This window comes from Acinetobacter lwoffii (assembly GCF_024129115.1).
Lineage (GTDB): Bacteria > Pseudomonadota > Gammaproteobacteria > Pseudomonadales > Moraxellaceae > Acinetobacter > Acinetobacter lwoffii_T.
Genome location: NZ_JAMXXO010000004.1, coordinates 1 through 15154, shown reverse-complemented (window position 1 = coordinate 15154; position 15154 = coordinate 1). Strand labels below are relative to the sequence as shown.

Sequence of the window (15154 nt, the reverse complement as noted above, 5' to 3'; positions counted from 1 at the left end):
AACGTGTCCCTGAAACTGCTTCCACCGAGTATGTTGAGTGCAATTGATTTATTGCCTGATGTACAGACGCCTGTCACCTTATTCACACGGCATTCGATTCGTGAGGAGGTTCCGGGTCAAGGTTTGGCAGGCTATGATCTGCAACTGACCAGTCAGGGGCGGGATCTGGCGCAGGAATGGGGCGCTTATCTGGCTGATCAAACCGATCGCGTGATTCATCACTGTATCTCGAGTCCGATTCAGCGTTGTATTGATACTGCTGCACTGATGATTGAAGGGGCAGATGCGGTTACCCCTGAGCAGAATACCCATCGTATTGAAATTATTGAACAGGGACTTCTGGTGGAGCCTGGCAGCTTTGTGCTAGATATTCAAAAAGCCGGACCTTATTTTGCCAAGCAGGGTGCGCTTGGTTTTATTAACAGTTTTGTCAATAATGCCTTGCCGGGGATGAAACAGCCGATTCATGGCGTAGTAGATGTACTGGAACTGATTTACAACACTCATCCACAAAATAAATATGGGCTGAGTTTGGCCGTTAGCCACGACACCATTTTGGCAGCAATGATTGCGGTGATGTCGGGACGTCAGGACGTCAGTCGGGAAGACTGGCCAAAAATGATGGAAGGTCTGTTTGTATGGTTTGAAGGTGATGTATTTTTAGAATCCAAACTGAAATGGATCTGGCGCGGTCAGGTACATGAACTGGATATTGCCGATTTTAAACGTTCCCAACTTTCTTAAATCAAATTGATCTATTCAAAACTCAATTGTTCGCAGCAATTGAGTTTTTTATTGGGGAGTTAGAAATTATGAAGATCGTATGGCGTTTCATATTGATCATTCAATAAAGTTCAGGCTAAAACGATAAAAATAAATTCTAAACTGCACCTTTTTACATTTATAGGGTGAAAATTCAATAATGTAAGTATAAAAATTATCTATGCTTAATAAATATAGAAATATTCATTTTGAGGAAAATTATGAAAGTTATCACAATTTTTAGCCTGATCGCGATTCTAGGTTTAACCGCATGCCAAAAACGGGATACTGATAATACGAAACAGGATAAGACTACTTCGCCATCCTCTATGGATAAAGATCAATAATCTAAAAAGGGAGGTGCGACTTATTTTTTTATCTCATCGTATTGGCAGGATGAGGGGCATCTAAACGGATTGTTTTTCTGATTTCTTGAAATTTCAGGCACAAAAAAAGCCCTAAAAAAGGGCTTTTTTCATTTGCGATTAGTTAGAAGCTAATGCTTTAACTTGCGCGTTCAAGCGGCTCTTATGACGAGCTGCTTTGTTTTTATGGATGATGCCTTTGTCAGCCATACGGTCGATTACTGGAACAAGCGATTTGTACGCTTCAGTAGCAACTGCATAGTCATTAGTGCTGATAGCAGCTAATGTGCGTTTAAGATAGGTACGAACCATAGAACGCAAGCTTGCGTTGTGTTTGCGTGCTTTAACGTTTTGACGAGCACGTTTTTTAGCTTGAGCAGAGTTTGCCACTCGTGCACTCCTTGAAATAGATTGGTCTGGGCGGGCTGAAACTCAACTGAAAACCAACATCAGAGGAATTATCACCAGCCCGTAAACAAGTGCCATATTTTGATTAAACTAAGCACCGAAGTCAAGTCTTGACATGCTTTGACAACATTTTAGATGCAGAAAAATTCTAAAGAAAACGTTAGATTAGTATTCCACCTAGGAGATCGTATAAAAAATGACTAAATCACTGACTCATCCCATCGTGATAGGTGCCACCGGCTTGGTGGGAAAACAACTGATAAAACGTTTGCAAGCTGAGCCGACTTGCCAGCAGATTACTGCAGTGGTCAGAAAACATCAAAATGATCTGGATGCTTTGGATAAAGTTCAACAACTGGTACTGGAAGATTTCCTGATGTTGAATGATCAGGATGTCAGCAAGCATAGCCATGGTTTTAGCTGCCTGGGCAGCACCATGAAAAAAGCCGGATCCAAACAGGCATTTTATAGTATTGACTATACCATAAATGCTCACTTTGCAGAGCTATTACAGCAAACCTCAGCCCATTATCTTTTGCTAAGCGCAATGGGTGCCGATTCCCAATCACATTTTTACTATAATCGGGTTAAAGGTGAACTGGAGGAATATGTACAAACATTGACTCTGGACAGAATCAGCCTGATCCGACCTTCATTGCTCATTGGTGAACGTCCGGAGCAGCGTTTTTTGGAAGATATCGCGCAGCAGGTTTACCACAAAGTATCGCGTTTTATTCCAGATAGTTTTGCCTATAAGCCAGTGACAGCCGATCAGGTGGCTCATACTATGGTCGAGGCCGCGCTGACTCAGACGGTAAAATTTGAAATTTATGATAATTTACGCATACAAAAAATGAAATGAGGGGAAAACACCGTGTCTACAGCAGCATTTGTCACCTGTGACTTGTTAGATGATCATCCAGAATTAGAGCTTCAGGTAGTTACACCTTGCCTGGACGGTAAATTTTTCAAGAGTTATGGGGCGCGCAAAACCTTTGGCGGTCAGATTGTGACAGTAAAATGTTTTGAAGATAACTCACGGGTGAAAGAGTTATTGGCCACAGATGGAACAGGCAAGGTCCTGGTGGTGGATGGTGGTGCCTCCATGCGCTGTGCCTTGATGGGTGACCTGATTGCCGAATCAGCGGTAAAAAATCACTGGAATGGCGTCATTATTTACGGTTGTGTCCGTGATGTCGATGCGATTGCTGAACTTGATCTTGGTGTGCATGCATTGGCGGCTATTCCGCAAAAGAGCAACCGCAAGGGTGTGGGTGAAGTTGATATCTCTCTCTGTTTTGGTGGTGTCACGTTTAATGCAGGCGAGTATGTTTATGCAGACAATAATGGTATTGTGGTGTCTAAAACAGCATTAGTGGCTTAATCGGCTGAAATCTGCATTTCTGCATGCAAGAATAACAACAAAACTCATCTGTACCCTGAAAGACAGGATGTTTACATTCTGTCTTTCAGTTTAATAAAACAAAAAACAGGAAAATAGTATGTTGGGTCATCAAATTAAAGTTGTACAAGCTTTGGCCTCTTCAATCGCTGAAGGTGGACGTGGGATGGTGGGTACACCGTTTCCAAATCAGCCTGAAAAAGCCTTGAAGCTCTATGAATACGAGGGTTCACCATTTTGTCGTCGGGTGCGTGAAGTCATGACCTTGCTAAATCTGGATTATGAAGTTTATCCATGTCCACGAGGGGGTACTCATTTCCGTCCTGAGGTGCAGCAATTGGGTGGAAAACTGCAATTTCCTTTTTTAGTTGATGAAAATACCGGTGATCGATTCTATGAGTCTCAGGATATTATCGATCATCTGTTCAAGCATTATGGCAAAACCGGCAAAACTCCCAAGAAATATGCTCACTATCCTAAAATTCCAGTGGCTGCAATTGCGGGAACCGTCCTCAATGGTTTACGCGGCGGAATGGTGAATCCCAAGATTAAGGATCGGCCAACACCTGAACTGTTATTAGAATTATGGGGCTTTGAGGCCAGTCCTTATACTCGAATTGTACGCGCCGTTTTGAGTGAACTGGAAGTGCCGTTTGTTTTTCATAATGTCGCTAAAGAGCGCTGGCAAGATTATGGACCGGCCAAATTGCGTTTAAAACCGGGAAAATATGAACCACTACCAGGCGGTAAGCGTGAACATTTGTTTGAAATGATGGGAAATAATATTCAGCTTCCCTATCTGGTCGATCCAAATACAGATACCAAAATGTTTGAATCGGCTGAGATTGTGAAATATTTAAAACAGCAATACGGTACTGCTTAAAGTAGGAAACTTGCGTAACTTCAAAGATTTTCTATCTAGAACTGCCATCTTATCAACAGATGGCATTTTTTTATCTGTGTTTAGTGTGAGAGAGATTATGTGTCTCTATGCGCATAAAACCAAAACTTATAAATAAATGAAAAAAATCATGATTTTTAGAGCTTTTTTGTTTATATTTTAATCTTTAATGGGACATAACAATAAATATAAGGGGCGTGCTTATGACAGCACCAGAGGCAGTCTTGCCAGTACCTGTATTAATCGTTGAAGATGAATATGTTATTCAGCGCCGTTTAAAAATTATATTAACCAATCTGGGGTATAACGAAGACGTTCTGCTATTTGCCAATACGGTTAAAGAAGCATATTCCATAATTCAACAACAGCCGATTGCACTGGCCTTGGTGGATTTAGGGTTACCAGATGGGAATGGGATTTCAATTATTGAAAAAATCCGCGAACAGGACGCACAAGCGTTGATTCTGGTGGTGTCTGCCTGGAGTACCCAAGATAGCCTGTTTAGGGCAATTCAGGCCGGTGCGACCGGTTATGTGCTGAAAGAACGGGATGATGTTGAAGTCGCCTTGGCTATTCGCAGTATTTTGCGTGGCGGTGCACCGATTGATCCCTTTGTTGCCCGTGAAATTTTAAAACAGATTTCTATTCCCACCATTTCAGGAACAGTAGAACAGAACAGGCCAGCTGCGGATCAGGAAACGCTCACACAGCGGGAGCAGGAAATCCTGTCCTTGGTCGCGCAAGGTCTGAGTAATCGTGAAATTGCCGAGCAGCTCTGTGTATCACGCTATACCGTCGAAAGTCATATTAAGCATATTTACCGCAAACTCTCGGTCAGTAAACGTACCAAGGCGGTCAGTACCGCACGGCATCTGGGAATTCTGTAATGTCATCTGCCTGTTCCAGAAGCAGCAAACGGCAGCGACTGAAATGGATCGGTGTTTTTGTCCTGTGCAGCTGGCTCTGTATGTTCTGTAGGATGAGTCAGGCGCAAAGCCATTTTCAGATTAATGATCTTTGTCAGGTGAAGATCGACTATATTCAGAAAGTTCAGGCTCAGAGCCATACCGAGATGCCGACCTCGGGCTGGCAAAGCGTACGTTTGCCGGATAACTGGCAGCACAACTGGAAGAATTATCATGGGGGTGCGTGGTACAAGATCGTCTGGCGCTGGTCATGTCAGGACAATATTCGTCTTGCAGAACCGGTTGCCTTTTCTATTGATTATATTAATTCGGCAGGTGCCGTATTTCTGAATGGTGACTTGCTTTGGTCTGACCGGAACTTGCAAGAACCCTTGTCGAAAAGCTGGAATATGCCGCGTTACTGGGTTTTCCCGATTAGTGGTTTGCGTAAAGACAGTAATGAAATCCTGATTTATGTAAATGGCTACAGTTTCCAAAGCGCGGGCCTAGGCAATATTCAATTTAATAATGTGCTGGTGAATAGCCAGCAGTATTTGGAAAAAATCTGGGATCGCCGTACCGTATTCCAGATCAATATGATTTTCTCTGCCACGATTGGGCTGATCTGTTTCATTATCTGGTTATTCCGGCGTTCAGAAACCACTTTTGGCTGGCTGGCACTCAGTTCACTGTTGTGGATTCTGTTTATTTCCAATGTTTTGACGACAGAAAATTTTCCATTTCGCTCCACGATTTCGGCAGCTAAAGCCAATATGCTTTTTTTCATTGCCTATATCCATTGTTTTTGTCTGTATTTGATCCGCTTTGTAAAACAGAAATTTAAGCAGTTGGAGCGAGGATTTATTCTGGTCAGCATTCTGTCCAGCCTACTGGTGATGATCAGTCCTTTGGATTATTTGGAGCAGGTACTGGGTGGAGTGTTTATCATCTATGTATTGCTCTTTGTCAGTTGTACTGTGTATATCAGCTATCAGGCCATCAAAACCCGAAATGGAGAATATCTCTTCCTGATGCTGTGTCTCTGGGGAATTCTGCTGTGTGTAGTCATCGACCTGATCATGTTGAACCAAACCAAGATCAATGAATTTTCACCTTTATCTCCCTATACCTCACCAATTATTACCTTGTTTGTCGTGCTGATTATGGGCACACGCCTGAATCGTAATGTCAGGAAAATCGAAAAATTTAATACCCAGTTAGAACGTAAAGTCCAGCAGGTCAGTGCTGACCTGAATAAAAGCCTGAGCGATAAACATCAATTGGAGCTGACGAATGTTCGTCTGCAAGAGCGGATTAATCTGTCACATGAACTGCATGACGGGTTGGGAGGGTCTATTGTCCGTTCCATGATTCTGGTGGATCAAAGTAGCGAAACAGTTTCTAAACAGCAGTTTCTTTCCATGCTGAAACTGCTCAGAGATGATCTCAGACAAATCATTGACAGTGGTTCATCTATTGAAAATAAAGTCCCACAAACGCCGGTACTCTGGATCGCACCGGTACGTTATCGTTTTACCCAGCTGATGGAAGAAATGGGGATTGTAGTTGAATGGTCATTTCCAAAAGTCTGGCAGCGTGAACCGACGGCATTACAGTGTTTGACCTTGATCCGAGTAGTCGAAGAAAGTCTGACCAATATCATTAAGCATAGTCAGGCCAGTCAGGTAAAAGTCAGTCTGGAATATTCCCAGCCACATCAGCTTACTTTAAGCATTCAGGATAATGGCATCGGTTTCGATGCTGACATGGTGCAAAAAAATGGTCTGAGTATTGGAATGCGCAGCATGAAAATGCGGGTTGAGCGCATGGGAGGATTGTTCCAGATTGAATCTGAACAAGGAGATACGCTGATTCGTGTTGTATTAGAGCTGTATCAGCCTTAATTAGTTAGAATTCTAGACTCTAAAAATAAAAAAGAGGATCATGTGATCCTCTTAAAATTATTGCCTAAATAGAACCGTGGAAAGATTACTCGTCTTCTGGCGGTGGAACCAGCATCAACACGGCTTCATTTAATAATGCAGCAACATCTTCCAGAATTTCTTCATCAGCGAAGTCTTCACCGAATAACAGCGCTTCACCATCTGCAAGCTGTTTGAGTTTTGCGGTAAATGTCTCAGAGATGCACACACCCTCACCATTTGCCCAGAACAGAACGTCGCCGTCCGTTTCAGTATAAAGCAGGCGTGACGCAGGTTCGAGCATCAGGCTATAGCCCTGATCGAGTGCTTCTTCCAGATCACCTGTACCGATTTCTTCTGCTTCAGGCAGGTTTTCAGGATATTTAGGTTCGGACATCAAGCTCATGATGGCATCTTCGAGAACATTGGAATTATGCAGTTGCTGCATGATGTGTTCTTTCAGATATTCCAGCTCATTGCTGCTCACTTCACCGATAGCACCGACTTGATCACGGATGATATCCAGCAATGGGTTACGCAGCGTTTCATTTTCAGAGAATTTATCCCCGACACGATCCATCATGTCACTGATATTTGGCATGCGGAAACCGAATGAATAAGTCAGGCAGTCATCTTCAGCCACGCCGTAATGAGCCAGACCAGGCGGCACATAGAGCAAGTCGCCAGGTGCCAGCACTTCATCAAAGTTCACTTCTATTTCAGGCAATAATTTAAGCGGTTGACCCGGAACAAATGGAGTTTCGGTATCACACATTTGCCCAAGCTGCCAGCGACGATGGCCATAGCCTTGTACCAGAAACACATCATAGAAATCGAAATGCTTGCCGACTGAACCGCCTTGCGGTGCATAAGACACCATGATGTCATCGCGACGCCATTGTGGAATAAACGGGAATTTTTTCCAAAGTGCCGACAGGTCAAATGAATAGTGATCTACAGCCTGAACCAAAAGCGTCCAGAGCTTGGGCATTTTCTGGAAATCTGCTTTGAGCAAAGGTGAAGATTTCACGCTCCATTGATTCGGATCACGATCTTTCTGCTTGATGAGACGGGCAGTGACATGTTCTTCAAGCGCAAGTTCCATCACATCATTGGGTTCAAGCAAACTGGCGATTTCAGGCATTGCATTACGCACCAGTAAAGGTTTCTTTTGCCAGTATTCGCTAAGGAATTGTTCAGCGGTAATACCGCCTAATACGTCTAAAGGTTGAGACATAGATTACAGCCTGAATTTAAAGAGAGAGATTAAGGAACTAAAATTTTTAATTCACGAAGAATATTGCATAGCTTGATCATCGGCATACCCATCAGTGTGGTCTGGTCTTGCCCGGTCATTTCTTCAAACAGGCTAATTCCTAAGCTTTCACATTTGAAACTGCCAGCACAATGCAGTGGCTGTTCAATCTCGACATAGCGCTCGATTTCGGCCTGAGAAAGTTTACGAAACTTGACTTTATAGTGTTCGACCAGACTTTGTTCAAAACCCGTCGATTGTTGCTGTACACTGAGCGCCGTACTGAAATAGACAATCTTGTCCGAGTTAGCTTGGAGCTGGCGAATGGCTTTTTCAGTCGTTAACGGTTTACCGATAAAAATATCCGGTGCACCTTCACGCCATGCCACCTGATCCGAGCCGATCACAATCGCTTCAGGATTCTGTTCGGCAATATATCTGGCTTTCTCGAAAGCTAGTCGTTGTGCCAGATCATCTGCGTGATTTTCCCCGCGAGGAGATTCATCAATATCCGGTACCATGGAAATATAATCAATATGCAGACGATCCATCAGCGCTTTGCGGGTTTGACTGGATGATGCCAAAATAATCTGTACAGAATTCATTAGACAGCATATTCCTCAAGAATATTTAACGGCACATAAGCCAGAACAGCTTTGTGACAGGCTTGCAGCTTGATTGGAGGTGCTTGACCTGCTTCATAGGCTTCGACCCAGCGCGTTACGCAGATACACCAGAAATCGCCAGGTTGCAGGCCGGGGAAATCCAGTTCAGGCAAAGGCGTAATCAGGTCATTACCGACTTTTTGAGAAAAATTCAGAAATTCTGAAGTCATTTGCGCGCAAACCGTGTGCTGGCCCAGATCAGTGGTCGCAGTATGGCAAAAGCCATTGCGGAAATAACCGGTAATCGGATCGAAGCAACAGCTGGACAAAGGCTCACCTAACACGTTCAAACGGTTAAGATTTGGATCAGGATGTATCGACATAGGGACTGAATCTAAAAGAGGCTTTTTTCTATCATAACAAAACTTTGGCATTCATAATGTTTTCTGCAAAAGATGCTAACCTTTTTCTGCATAATCATTTAAAATCGCCTGGTTTTAATATCTATAAAGTGAGCTCTACATGAACTTTCAGCGTATGACTGACCTCGATTTAGCAGGTAAACGTGTTCTGATCCGTGAAGATTTAAACGTTCCTGTTAAAAATGGTGTGATCACCAGCGATGCGCGTCTTCGTGCAGCATTGCCAACGATTAAAGCAGCACTAGAAAAAGGCGCTGCAGTCATGGTGTATTCTCATCTGGGTCGTCCGGTTGAAGGTGAGCCTAAAGCTGAACAGTCACTTGCTCCTGTAGCGGCTTACTTGACTGAAGCTTTGGGCCAAGAAGTAAAACTGTTTACTGACTATTTAGATGGCGTTGATGTTCAGCCAGGTCAGGTCGTTCTGCTTGAAAACTGTCGTTTTAACGTCGGCGAGAAGAAAAACAATCCTGAACTTGCAGCAAAATATGCAGCGCTGTGTGATGTATTTGTAATGGATGCCTTTGGTACAGCGCACCGTGCAGAAGCCTCTACTGAAGGTGTAGCGCGTTTAGCGAAAGTTGCAGCAGCAGGTCCTTTATTGGCAGCTGAACTGGATGCGCTTGGCCGTGCACTGAAAACTCCAGAAAAACCAATGGTGGCGATTGTTGCAGGTTCTAAAGTTTCAACCAAACTTGACGTTTTGACCTCACTTTCTGATATCTGTGATCAATTGATCGTTGGTGGCGGTATTGCCAACACTTTCCTTGCTGCGGCAGGCTATAACGTGGGCAAATCACTGTGTGAAAAGGATCTAATCGATACAGCAAAAGCCATTGCTGCAAAAGTATCAGTTCCACTTCCAACTGACGTAGTCGTTACAGATGCCTCTGAAATTAACTTTGAAGATTTCTTGGGTTCATTGGCTGCTGCGAAAGCGACGGTGAAAAACGTTGCAGATGTTGCTGACAACGACATGATCCTAGATGTAGGTCCAGAAACTGCGAAAGCATTTGCAGAAATCCTGAAAACCTCTAAAACCATTCTTTGGAATGGCCCGGTCGGCGTATTTGAAGTAGATCAATTCGGTGAAGGGACTAAAACTTTATCTTTAGCAATTGCTGAATCGGAAGGTTTTTCGATTGCGGGCGGTGGGGATACACTTGCTGCGATTGATAAATATGAAGTGGCTGACAAAATTGGTTATATCTCGACGGGTGGCGGTGCATTCCTTGAATTCGTTGAAGGTAAAACCCTTCCTGCAGTTGCGGTATTGTTAGAACGTGCTTAATGGCATGTCCTAAGCTAAAAAGCTGGCCAAGTGCCAGCTTTTTTTTATGTCATTTTTTTGACAGTGAAAACTTACCCTTCATGGCTTCGTCATTAAAATGCAATAAATCTGTCATAAGATGCAGTCATTAAATCACCAAATGACGAGAATACGTGATGAAAAAACAGTTAACTACGGCAGTATTATTAGCAGCATCTCTGGCACTGACTGCATGTGCAAAACAGGAAAGCGCACCAGAAACTGAAGCAGAAAGCTCGGCAGCAGTGGCGGATCAGACTGTAACTCCAGAACAGCAAGCCGCCATTGACGCTATTGATCAGCCAATTTTAGATGAAAAAAATACCGATATTCCAGCTGAAGTTGCCAATGCGCCAGCCGATGAAGCGACTGCAGACGAGTCAGTTACTGCGACTTCAGAGCCTGTAGCACCTTAATCTGGCTGATGTGACACAAAATCCCTGCAAATGCAGGGATTTTTTTTAAATAGTGTTATTTGTTGCTGAATTGAAACCTTTGAACATGTAGAATATGGGGCATTCACTGGGAGGATATTATGGCTCTTATTTCATTGCGCCAGCTCTTGGATCACGCCGGCGAACATGCTTACGGCGTACCAGCATTTAACGTAAACAACTTAGAACAAATGCGTGCAATTATGCTTGCAGCAGATGCAACCAATTCACCTGTTATCGTACAAGCATCTGCGGGTGCGCGTAAATATGCAGGCGCTCCGTTCTTGCGTCACCTAATTTTGGCTGCAATTGAAGAATGGCCACATATTCCAGTGGTAATGCATCAAGACCACGGTACGAGCCCTGACATTTGTCAACGTTCAATCCAGTTAGGCTTTTCATCAGTGATGATGGACGGCTCACTGGGTGAAGACGGTAAAACACCAACTTCATATGAATATAACGTTGATGTGACTCGCCGTACAGTTCAAATGGCACATGCGTGTGGCGTATCTGTTGAAGGTGAAATCGGTTGTTTGGGTAGCCTTGAAACAGGTATGGCGGGTGAAGAAGATGGCGTAGGCGCAGAAGGCGTACTGGATCATTCTCAACTCCTGACTTCAGTTGAAGAAGCGCGTAGCTTCGTTGCTGATACCAATGTTGATGCGCTTGCAATTGCAGTAGGTACTTCACACGGTGCGTACAAGTTCACGCGTCCACCTACAGGTGATATTCTTGCGATTGACCGCATTAAGGAAATTCACGCAGCACTTCCAAACACGCATCTTGTCATGCACGGTTCAAGCTCTGTGCCACAAGAATGGTTGGCAGTGATTAACCAGTATGGCGGCGACATCAAGGAAACTTACGGTGTTCCGGTTGAGCAGCTGGTTGAAGCGATCAAACACGGCGTGCGTAAAATCAACATCGATACTGACTTGCGTTTAGCATCTACCGGTGCAATGCGTCGTATGATGGCAGAAAAACCAAGCGAATTCGATCCACGTAAATTCTTCAGCGCAACTGTAGACGCAATGAAGCAAATCTGTATCGATCGTTACGAAGCTTTTGGTACTGCAGGTAATGCAGACAAGATTCGCCCAATTTCTTTAGAGAAAATGGTGTCACACTATAAATAATTCCCAGTGAATCATTTATAAAAAAAGCCCACTGCAAATGTGGGCTTTTTTGTAGACTTATAAATACCAAGAATAAGAGCAGCATATGGAACTGATTTTCGCAGCAGCGCTATGTAGCGTTGCGGTCTCAATATTATTAAAAGTCGCCAAAAATAAGGGCTTGAGTCCGATACACATGATTAACTGGAACTATATGACAGCCAGTCTCTTATGTTTTTTCTGGTTCCAACCTGATATTCAACATATTTCAATGTCTCAGACGCCTTGGTTGCTTATTCTGGCTTTGGGTATTTTGCTTCCGAGTGTATTCCTGCTTCTGGCCAAGGCTTTGCAAACGGCTGGGATTTTAAAAACCGAAATTGCCCAGCGACTTTCTGTAGTCTTGTCACTGGCTGCGGCCTATTTTATTTTTCAGGAACAGTTTAATCAGCTGAAAATACTCGGGATCGCTTTAGGTATTGGCGCAGTGCTGTGCATCCTGTTTTCACATCGACAAAGTACAGGACAGGGCAGTCAGGGAATGTTATATCTGGGCTTAGTCTGGGTCGGTTATGCACTGATAGATGTATTGTTGAAATATACAACCAGTCTTGGCCTGCAATTCGCGGTGGCGCTGAATCTGATGTTTGTTTGCGCTCTGATCATTTCGATGGGCTATCTGTTACTCAAATATAAAAGCTTGGGCTCGATGCAGAATATCGGCGCTGGTCTGTTATTGGGTATCCTGAATTTTGCCAATATTGCTTTCTATGTCAAAGCCCATATGCTGCTCAAGGATTCACCGGCGATCGTCTTTGCCGGCATGAATATTCTGGTGGTGGTATTTGGTGTGATAGCAGGTCTGGTATTCTTTAAAGAGCGGCTCAAACCTGCAAGTACTCTAGGATTGCTGCTAGGCTTGACTAGTGTGATTTGCCTAGCTTATGCAATGTCTGTTTGACATAAGAAGATGCAAATTCAATCGGATGTCGGAGCAGGTCGCCTGCTTCGGCCAGTCCAACTAATAAACCGGCCTGTTGGCAGTCTGGACAGTGCGGATAACGATGCTGTTGCTCTTTATAGTGCTGGAGATAAATTTTATCGCAATGATGGCATTCAAATTTCAGGGATTTGGATGTAAGGAGCGACATAGATGACCTCTATTGTTATTCTATTAGATGTAAATTAAATAAAGCAAAAAATAGGCCCGAATTGATATGGAGAGGGGCGCTTGACCCCTTTTATAGCATAAATTCCTTACAGTTTGGTGAAAATATCTTCAGCAGGTAGGCGTGATTTAGGTAGTTTGGCATTGAAATCATTTTCACTGCGATAGCCTAAAGTCAGCAATACAGAAGGGATCAAGCCTTGTTCTGCAAGTTGTAATTCTTCACTAATCATCTCCTCGTCAAAGCCGCCAATTGGTGTGGCATCGACACCTTCAATTCCGGCAGCCAAGAGCATTTGACCGAGTGCAATAAAGGTCTGGTTTTCAGCCCAACGCTGAATATCACCTTTTTCATTACGATAATAATGAATATAACCTGCACGGGTATTTTTCTGACCTTCTTTGGCGGATTCATCTTTAAATCGGCCACTGAGATCATCGCGGTTCAATAAGTTTTCCAGATGCAACTCATTAATATCGGCTTTGGTGCAGAATAAAATGGTATGGGATGAATCCAGAACTTTGGGTGCATTGTAGGCATAAGTACCAACCAACGCTTTGGCAATGCGCTGTTTGGCTGCATCATGATCGGCAATAAAAAAATGCCAAGGCTGAATATTGATTGAAGAGGGTGTCAGACGCAAAATTTCTAATAAGCGCTCGAACTGTTCTGCCGGGATTTTCTTGCTAGGATCATAGGCTTTAGTGGTATAGCGGGTCTGCGTGATCTTGAGTAAATCCATCAATGGGCTCCAATCTTTTTAAATAAACAGCGAGTAGAAGTTTTAAATATATACATTTTTCACATCCCCCGATTATTACAATAAAAAAGCATCAGGCAAAGCCTGTTTTGAGATGATCTTGAGCTGGATTCAAGCAAAACTTAGAGTTAAATCAGATTAAAATCCAGTTTTTGTCTATTGGCACTTTTAAGCGAGAAGCGTTTAATAAGAGGCATCGCCAGCAACATGCAAATAGGTTAGCGGATGCAAGTGACCAATTACTTTAAACACAAACTGAAAACCCAGCAGCAAATCGGCTTATGGATTGGATTGGCAGATGCCTATGGAACCGAGATTGCGGCAAATGCAGGTTATGACTGGCTGCTGATTGATGGTGAGCATGCACCCAGTGATTTGAGAACGACTTTGTCGCAACTGCAAAGTATTGCTGCTTATCCCTCGCAAGCAGTGGTACGACCACCCATTGGTAGCGTACAACTGATCAAGCAACTCCTTGATATCGGTGCGCAAACGCTGTTGATTCCGATGGTAGAAACCGTGGAACAGGCCGAACTCATGGTCAGGGCAGTCCGTTATCCGCCTGAAGGAATTCGTAGCGTTGGTGCTGCACTGGCACGTGCCACCCGCTGGAACAGCATTCCAAATTATTATCAGACGGCACATGAAGAAATCTGTTTATTAATCCAGATTGAATCGGTCACAGGACTTGAAAATCTGGATGCTATTCTTCAGATCGACGGGATTGATGGCGTGTTTATTGGCGCCGTTGATCTATCTGCCACTATGGGTTATCAAGGTGATCCGAATCATCCTGAAGTACAAAAAGCTGTAATTGATGCAATCCAGCGGATTCGTTCTGCAGGCAAAGCTGCAGGAATTCTGTCAACCCAGCATGAAGTGACGCAAAAATATATCGAACTTGGCACTGAGTTTGTAGCAGTGGGCGTAGATACCAGTGTTTTGATGAATTCCTTGCGTGATCTATTGGGGAAATATAAAAAGGATATCAATGTGATTAATCCGACTAGCGGTTATTAATCAACAAGAGATTCTGAATGAATAGCTTGCTTAGATTTTTAGTTTATTTTTAACCGGAAATTCTTTAGATGAGCTATTCATTCAGCCATAAGAAAATCATAATGAACCTTCAAGATGCAGAACAATTTTTACAAGAACAGCAGAACATCTTAGAGAACCAACGTCAGCAAAAAACTAGACGAGTGCAACAAGCCTTTTTTATGATTCACGTACTGTTTGTAGCCTTAAATGCTATTCTCTTGATCCTAAATTATCAAAAGACGGGAGAGTGGAACTTGCTGTACCTCGGGCTGAGTTTCATGTCTCTAATAGGGTCTGTTGACATTTACTGTTCATAATTAACCCTATAAAGGTAGCCATAAAAATATACAGGCTAAAGCAACAGAACTTTGATAATTTC

At 43.4% G+C, this 15154-nt stretch carries 18 protein-coding genes; 12 read left to right on the top strand and 6 right to left on the bottom strand.

Going from position 1 to position 15154, the window contains the following annotated elements; translation table 11 throughout:
* Nucleotides 1-3: 3 nt before the first annotated feature.
* Nucleotides 4-744, top strand: coding sequence for a histidine phosphatase family protein (locus NI470_RS05265; RefSeq protein WP_253147948.1), 741 nt, complete (start codon nucleotides 4-6; stop codon nucleotides 742-744).
* 239 nt (nucleotides 745-983) lie between these two features.
* Entirely contained in the window at nucleotides 984-1109 is a 126-nt protein-coding gene (locus NI470_RS15760) for a hypothetical protein (RefSeq protein WP_004646731.1), read from the top strand.
* Between the two features lie 138 nt (nucleotides 1110-1247).
* On the opposite strand, the gene rpsT is transcribed toward NI470_RS15760, so the two are convergent.
* The gene (rpsT, locus tag NI470_RS05260) at nucleotides 1248-1517 is read right to left on the bottom strand and encodes a 30S ribosomal protein S20 (protein ID WP_004279868.1); all 270 of its coding nucleotides are present in this window, start codon (nucleotides 1515-1517) and stop codon (nucleotides 1248-1250) included.
* Between the two features lie 214 nt (nucleotides 1518-1731).
* On the opposite strand from rpsT, the gene NI470_RS05255 reads away from it, so the two are divergent.
* The 5 genes from NI470_RS05255 (at nucleotide 1732) to NI470_RS05235 (ending at nucleotide 6647) form a co-directional block, all read left to right on the top strand.
* Nucleotides 1732-2397 (top strand): NAD(P)H-binding protein, encoded by a 666-nt coding sequence (locus NI470_RS05255; protein ID WP_114540760.1) that lies wholly within the window; start codon nucleotides 1732-1734, stop codon nucleotides 2395-2397.
* A gap of 12 nt (nucleotides 2398-2409) precedes the next feature.
* A complete protein-coding gene (rraA, locus tag NI470_RS05250; RefSeq protein ID WP_004279866.1) occupies nucleotides 2410-2919 on the top strand; it encodes a ribonuclease E activity regulator RraA in 510 nt (169 codons plus the stop codon).
* A gap of 118 nt (nucleotides 2920-3037) precedes the next feature.
* Nucleotides 3038-3820, top strand: coding sequence for a glutathione S-transferase N-terminal domain-containing protein (locus NI470_RS05245; RefSeq protein ID WP_005251597.1), 783 nt, complete (start codon nucleotides 3038-3040; stop codon nucleotides 3818-3820).
* A gap of 221 nt (nucleotides 3821-4041) precedes the next feature.
* On the top strand, nucleotides 4042-4725 hold the full coding sequence (locus NI470_RS05240; protein WP_253147950.1) for a response regulator: 684 nt from the start codon (nucleotides 4042-4044) through the stop codon (nucleotides 4723-4725).
* On the top strand, nucleotides 4725-6647 hold the full coding sequence (locus tag NI470_RS05235) for a sensor histidine kinase (RefSeq protein ID WP_004279863.1): 1923 nt from the start codon (nucleotides 4725-4727) through the stop codon (nucleotides 6645-6647). The genes NI470_RS05240 and NI470_RS05235 overlap by 1 nt, the downstream gene beginning before the upstream one ends.
* 85 nt (nucleotides 6648-6732) lie before the next feature.
* Here the strand turns inward: NI470_RS05235 and NI470_RS05230 are convergent, their stop codons facing one another.
* From NI470_RS05230 to NI470_RS05220, 3 genes are read right to left on the bottom strand one after another with little or no spacing between them, the layout of a single operon-like run.
* Entirely contained in the window at nucleotides 6733-7902 is a 1170-nt protein-coding gene (locus NI470_RS05230) for a ribosomal protein uL16 3-hydroxylase (RefSeq protein WP_004279861.1), read from the bottom strand.
* Between the two features lie 29 nt (nucleotides 7903-7931).
* Nucleotides 7932-8525, bottom strand: a complete 594-nt coding sequence (locus tag NI470_RS05225; RefSeq protein ID WP_004646739.1) for a Maf family protein — start codon at nucleotides 8523-8525, stop codon at nucleotides 7932-7934.
* Complete coding sequence (locus NI470_RS05220) at nucleotides 8525-8908, bottom strand: DUF2237 family protein (protein ID WP_004279857.1); 384 nt, start codon at nucleotides 8906-8908, stop codon at nucleotides 8525-8527. Before NI470_RS05220 ends, NI470_RS05225 begins: the two co-directional genes overlap by 1 nt.
* Nucleotides 8909-9047: 139 nt before the next feature.
* Between NI470_RS05220 and NI470_RS05215 the strand changes: the two genes are divergently transcribed.
* The 4 genes from NI470_RS05215 to NI470_RS05200 all read left to right on the top strand — a co-directional run bounded on the left by NI470_RS05215 (nucleotide 9048) and on the right by NI470_RS05200 (nucleotide 12766).
* Nucleotides 9048-10235 (top strand): phosphoglycerate kinase, encoded by a 1188-nt coding sequence (locus tag NI470_RS05215; protein WP_071852145.1) that lies wholly within the window; start codon nucleotides 9048-9050, stop codon nucleotides 10233-10235.
* A 155-nt stretch (nucleotides 10236-10390) separates the two neighbouring features.
* Complete coding sequence (locus NI470_RS05210) at nucleotides 10391-10669, top strand: hypothetical protein (protein WP_253147016.1); 279 nt, start codon at nucleotides 10391-10393, stop codon at nucleotides 10667-10669.
* A gap of 119 nt (nucleotides 10670-10788) precedes the next feature.
* Complete coding sequence (fba, locus tag NI470_RS05205) at nucleotides 10789-11826, top strand: class II fructose-bisphosphate aldolase (RefSeq protein WP_004279853.1); 1038 nt, start codon at nucleotides 10789-10791, stop codon at nucleotides 11824-11826.
* A gap of 85 nt (nucleotides 11827-11911) precedes the next feature.
* Nucleotides 11912-12766, top strand: a complete 855-nt coding sequence (locus NI470_RS05200; protein WP_085064665.1) for an EamA family transporter — start codon at nucleotides 11912-11914, stop codon at nucleotides 12764-12766.
* Here the strand turns inward: NI470_RS05200 and NI470_RS05195 are convergent.
* Complete coding sequence (locus tag NI470_RS05195; protein WP_253147952.1) at nucleotides 12729-12956, bottom strand: hypothetical protein; 228 nt, start codon at nucleotides 12954-12956, stop codon at nucleotides 12729-12731. The two genes, NI470_RS05200 and NI470_RS05195, sit on opposite strands and share 38 nt — an antisense overlap.
* A gap of 106 nt (nucleotides 12957-13062) precedes the next feature.
* Complete coding sequence (gene nfsB, locus NI470_RS05190; protein ID WP_253147954.1) at nucleotides 13063-13716, bottom strand: oxygen-insensitive NAD(P)H nitroreductase; 654 nt, start codon at nucleotides 13714-13716, stop codon at nucleotides 13063-13065.
* Between the two features lie 243 nt (nucleotides 13717-13959).
* Between nfsB and hpaI the strand changes: the two genes are divergently transcribed.
* Nucleotides 13960-14754, top strand: a complete 795-nt coding sequence (hpaI, locus tag NI470_RS05185; protein ID WP_253147955.1) for a 4-hydroxy-2-oxoheptanedioate aldolase — start codon at nucleotides 13960-13962, stop codon at nucleotides 14752-14754.
* Nucleotides 14755-15154: the final 400 nt, after the last annotated feature.

Bases quoted from the DNA above. Each gene is read 5' to 3' on its own strand.
- NI470_RS05245 (WP_005251597.1), top strand. From the start codon at position 3,038: ATGTTGGGTCATCAAATTAAAGTTGTACAAGCTTTGGCCTCTTCAATC.
- NI470_RS05195 (WP_253147952.1), bottom strand. From the start codon at position 12,956: ATGTCGCTCCTTACATCCAAATCCCTGAAATTTGAATGCCATCATTGC.
- NI470_RS05210 (WP_253147016.1), top strand. From the start codon at position 10,391: ATGAAAAAACAGTTAACTACGGCAGTATTATTAGCAGCATCTCTGGCA.
- NI470_RS05255 (WP_114540760.1), top strand. From the start codon at position 1,732: ATGACTAAATCACTGACTCATCCCATCGTGATAGGTGCCACCGGCTTG.
- NI470_RS05235 (WP_004279863.1), top strand. From the start codon at position 4,725: ATGTCATCTGCCTGTTCCAGAAGCAGCAAACGGCAGCGACTGAAATGG.
- NI470_RS05215 (WP_071852145.1), top strand. From the start codon at position 9,048: ATGAACTTTCAGCGTATGACTGACCTCGATTTAGCAGGTAAACGTGTT.
- hpaI (WP_253147955.1), top strand. From the start codon at position 13,960: ATGCAAGTGACCAATTACTTTAAACACAAACTGAAAACCCAGCAGCAA.
- NI470_RS05220 (WP_004279857.1), bottom strand. From the start codon at position 8,908: ATGTCGATACATCCTGATCCAAATCTTAACCGTTTGAACGTGTTAGGT.
- NI470_RS05230 (WP_004279861.1), bottom strand. From the start codon at position 7,902: ATGTCTCAACCTTTAGACGTATTAGGCGGTATTACCGCTGAACAATTC.
- NI470_RS05200 (WP_085064665.1), top strand. From the start codon at position 11,912: ATGGAACTGATTTTCGCAGCAGCGCTATGTAGCGTTGCGGTCTCAATA.
- NI470_RS05240 (WP_253147950.1), top strand. From the start codon at position 4,042: ATGACAGCACCAGAGGCAGTCTTGCCAGTACCTGTATTAATCGTTGAA.
- NI470_RS05225 (WP_004646739.1), bottom strand. From the start codon at position 8,525: ATGAATTCTGTACAGATTATTTTGGCATCATCCAGTCAAACCCGCAAA.
- fba (WP_004279853.1), top strand. From the start codon at position 10,789: ATGGCTCTTATTTCATTGCGCCAGCTCTTGGATCACGCCGGCGAACAT.
- NI470_RS15760 (WP_004646731.1), top strand. From the start codon at position 984: ATGAAAGTTATCACAATTTTTAGCCTGATCGCGATTCTAGGTTTAACC.
- nfsB (WP_253147954.1), bottom strand. From the start codon at position 13,716: ATGGATTTACTCAAGATCACGCAGACCCGCTATACCACTAAAGCCTAT.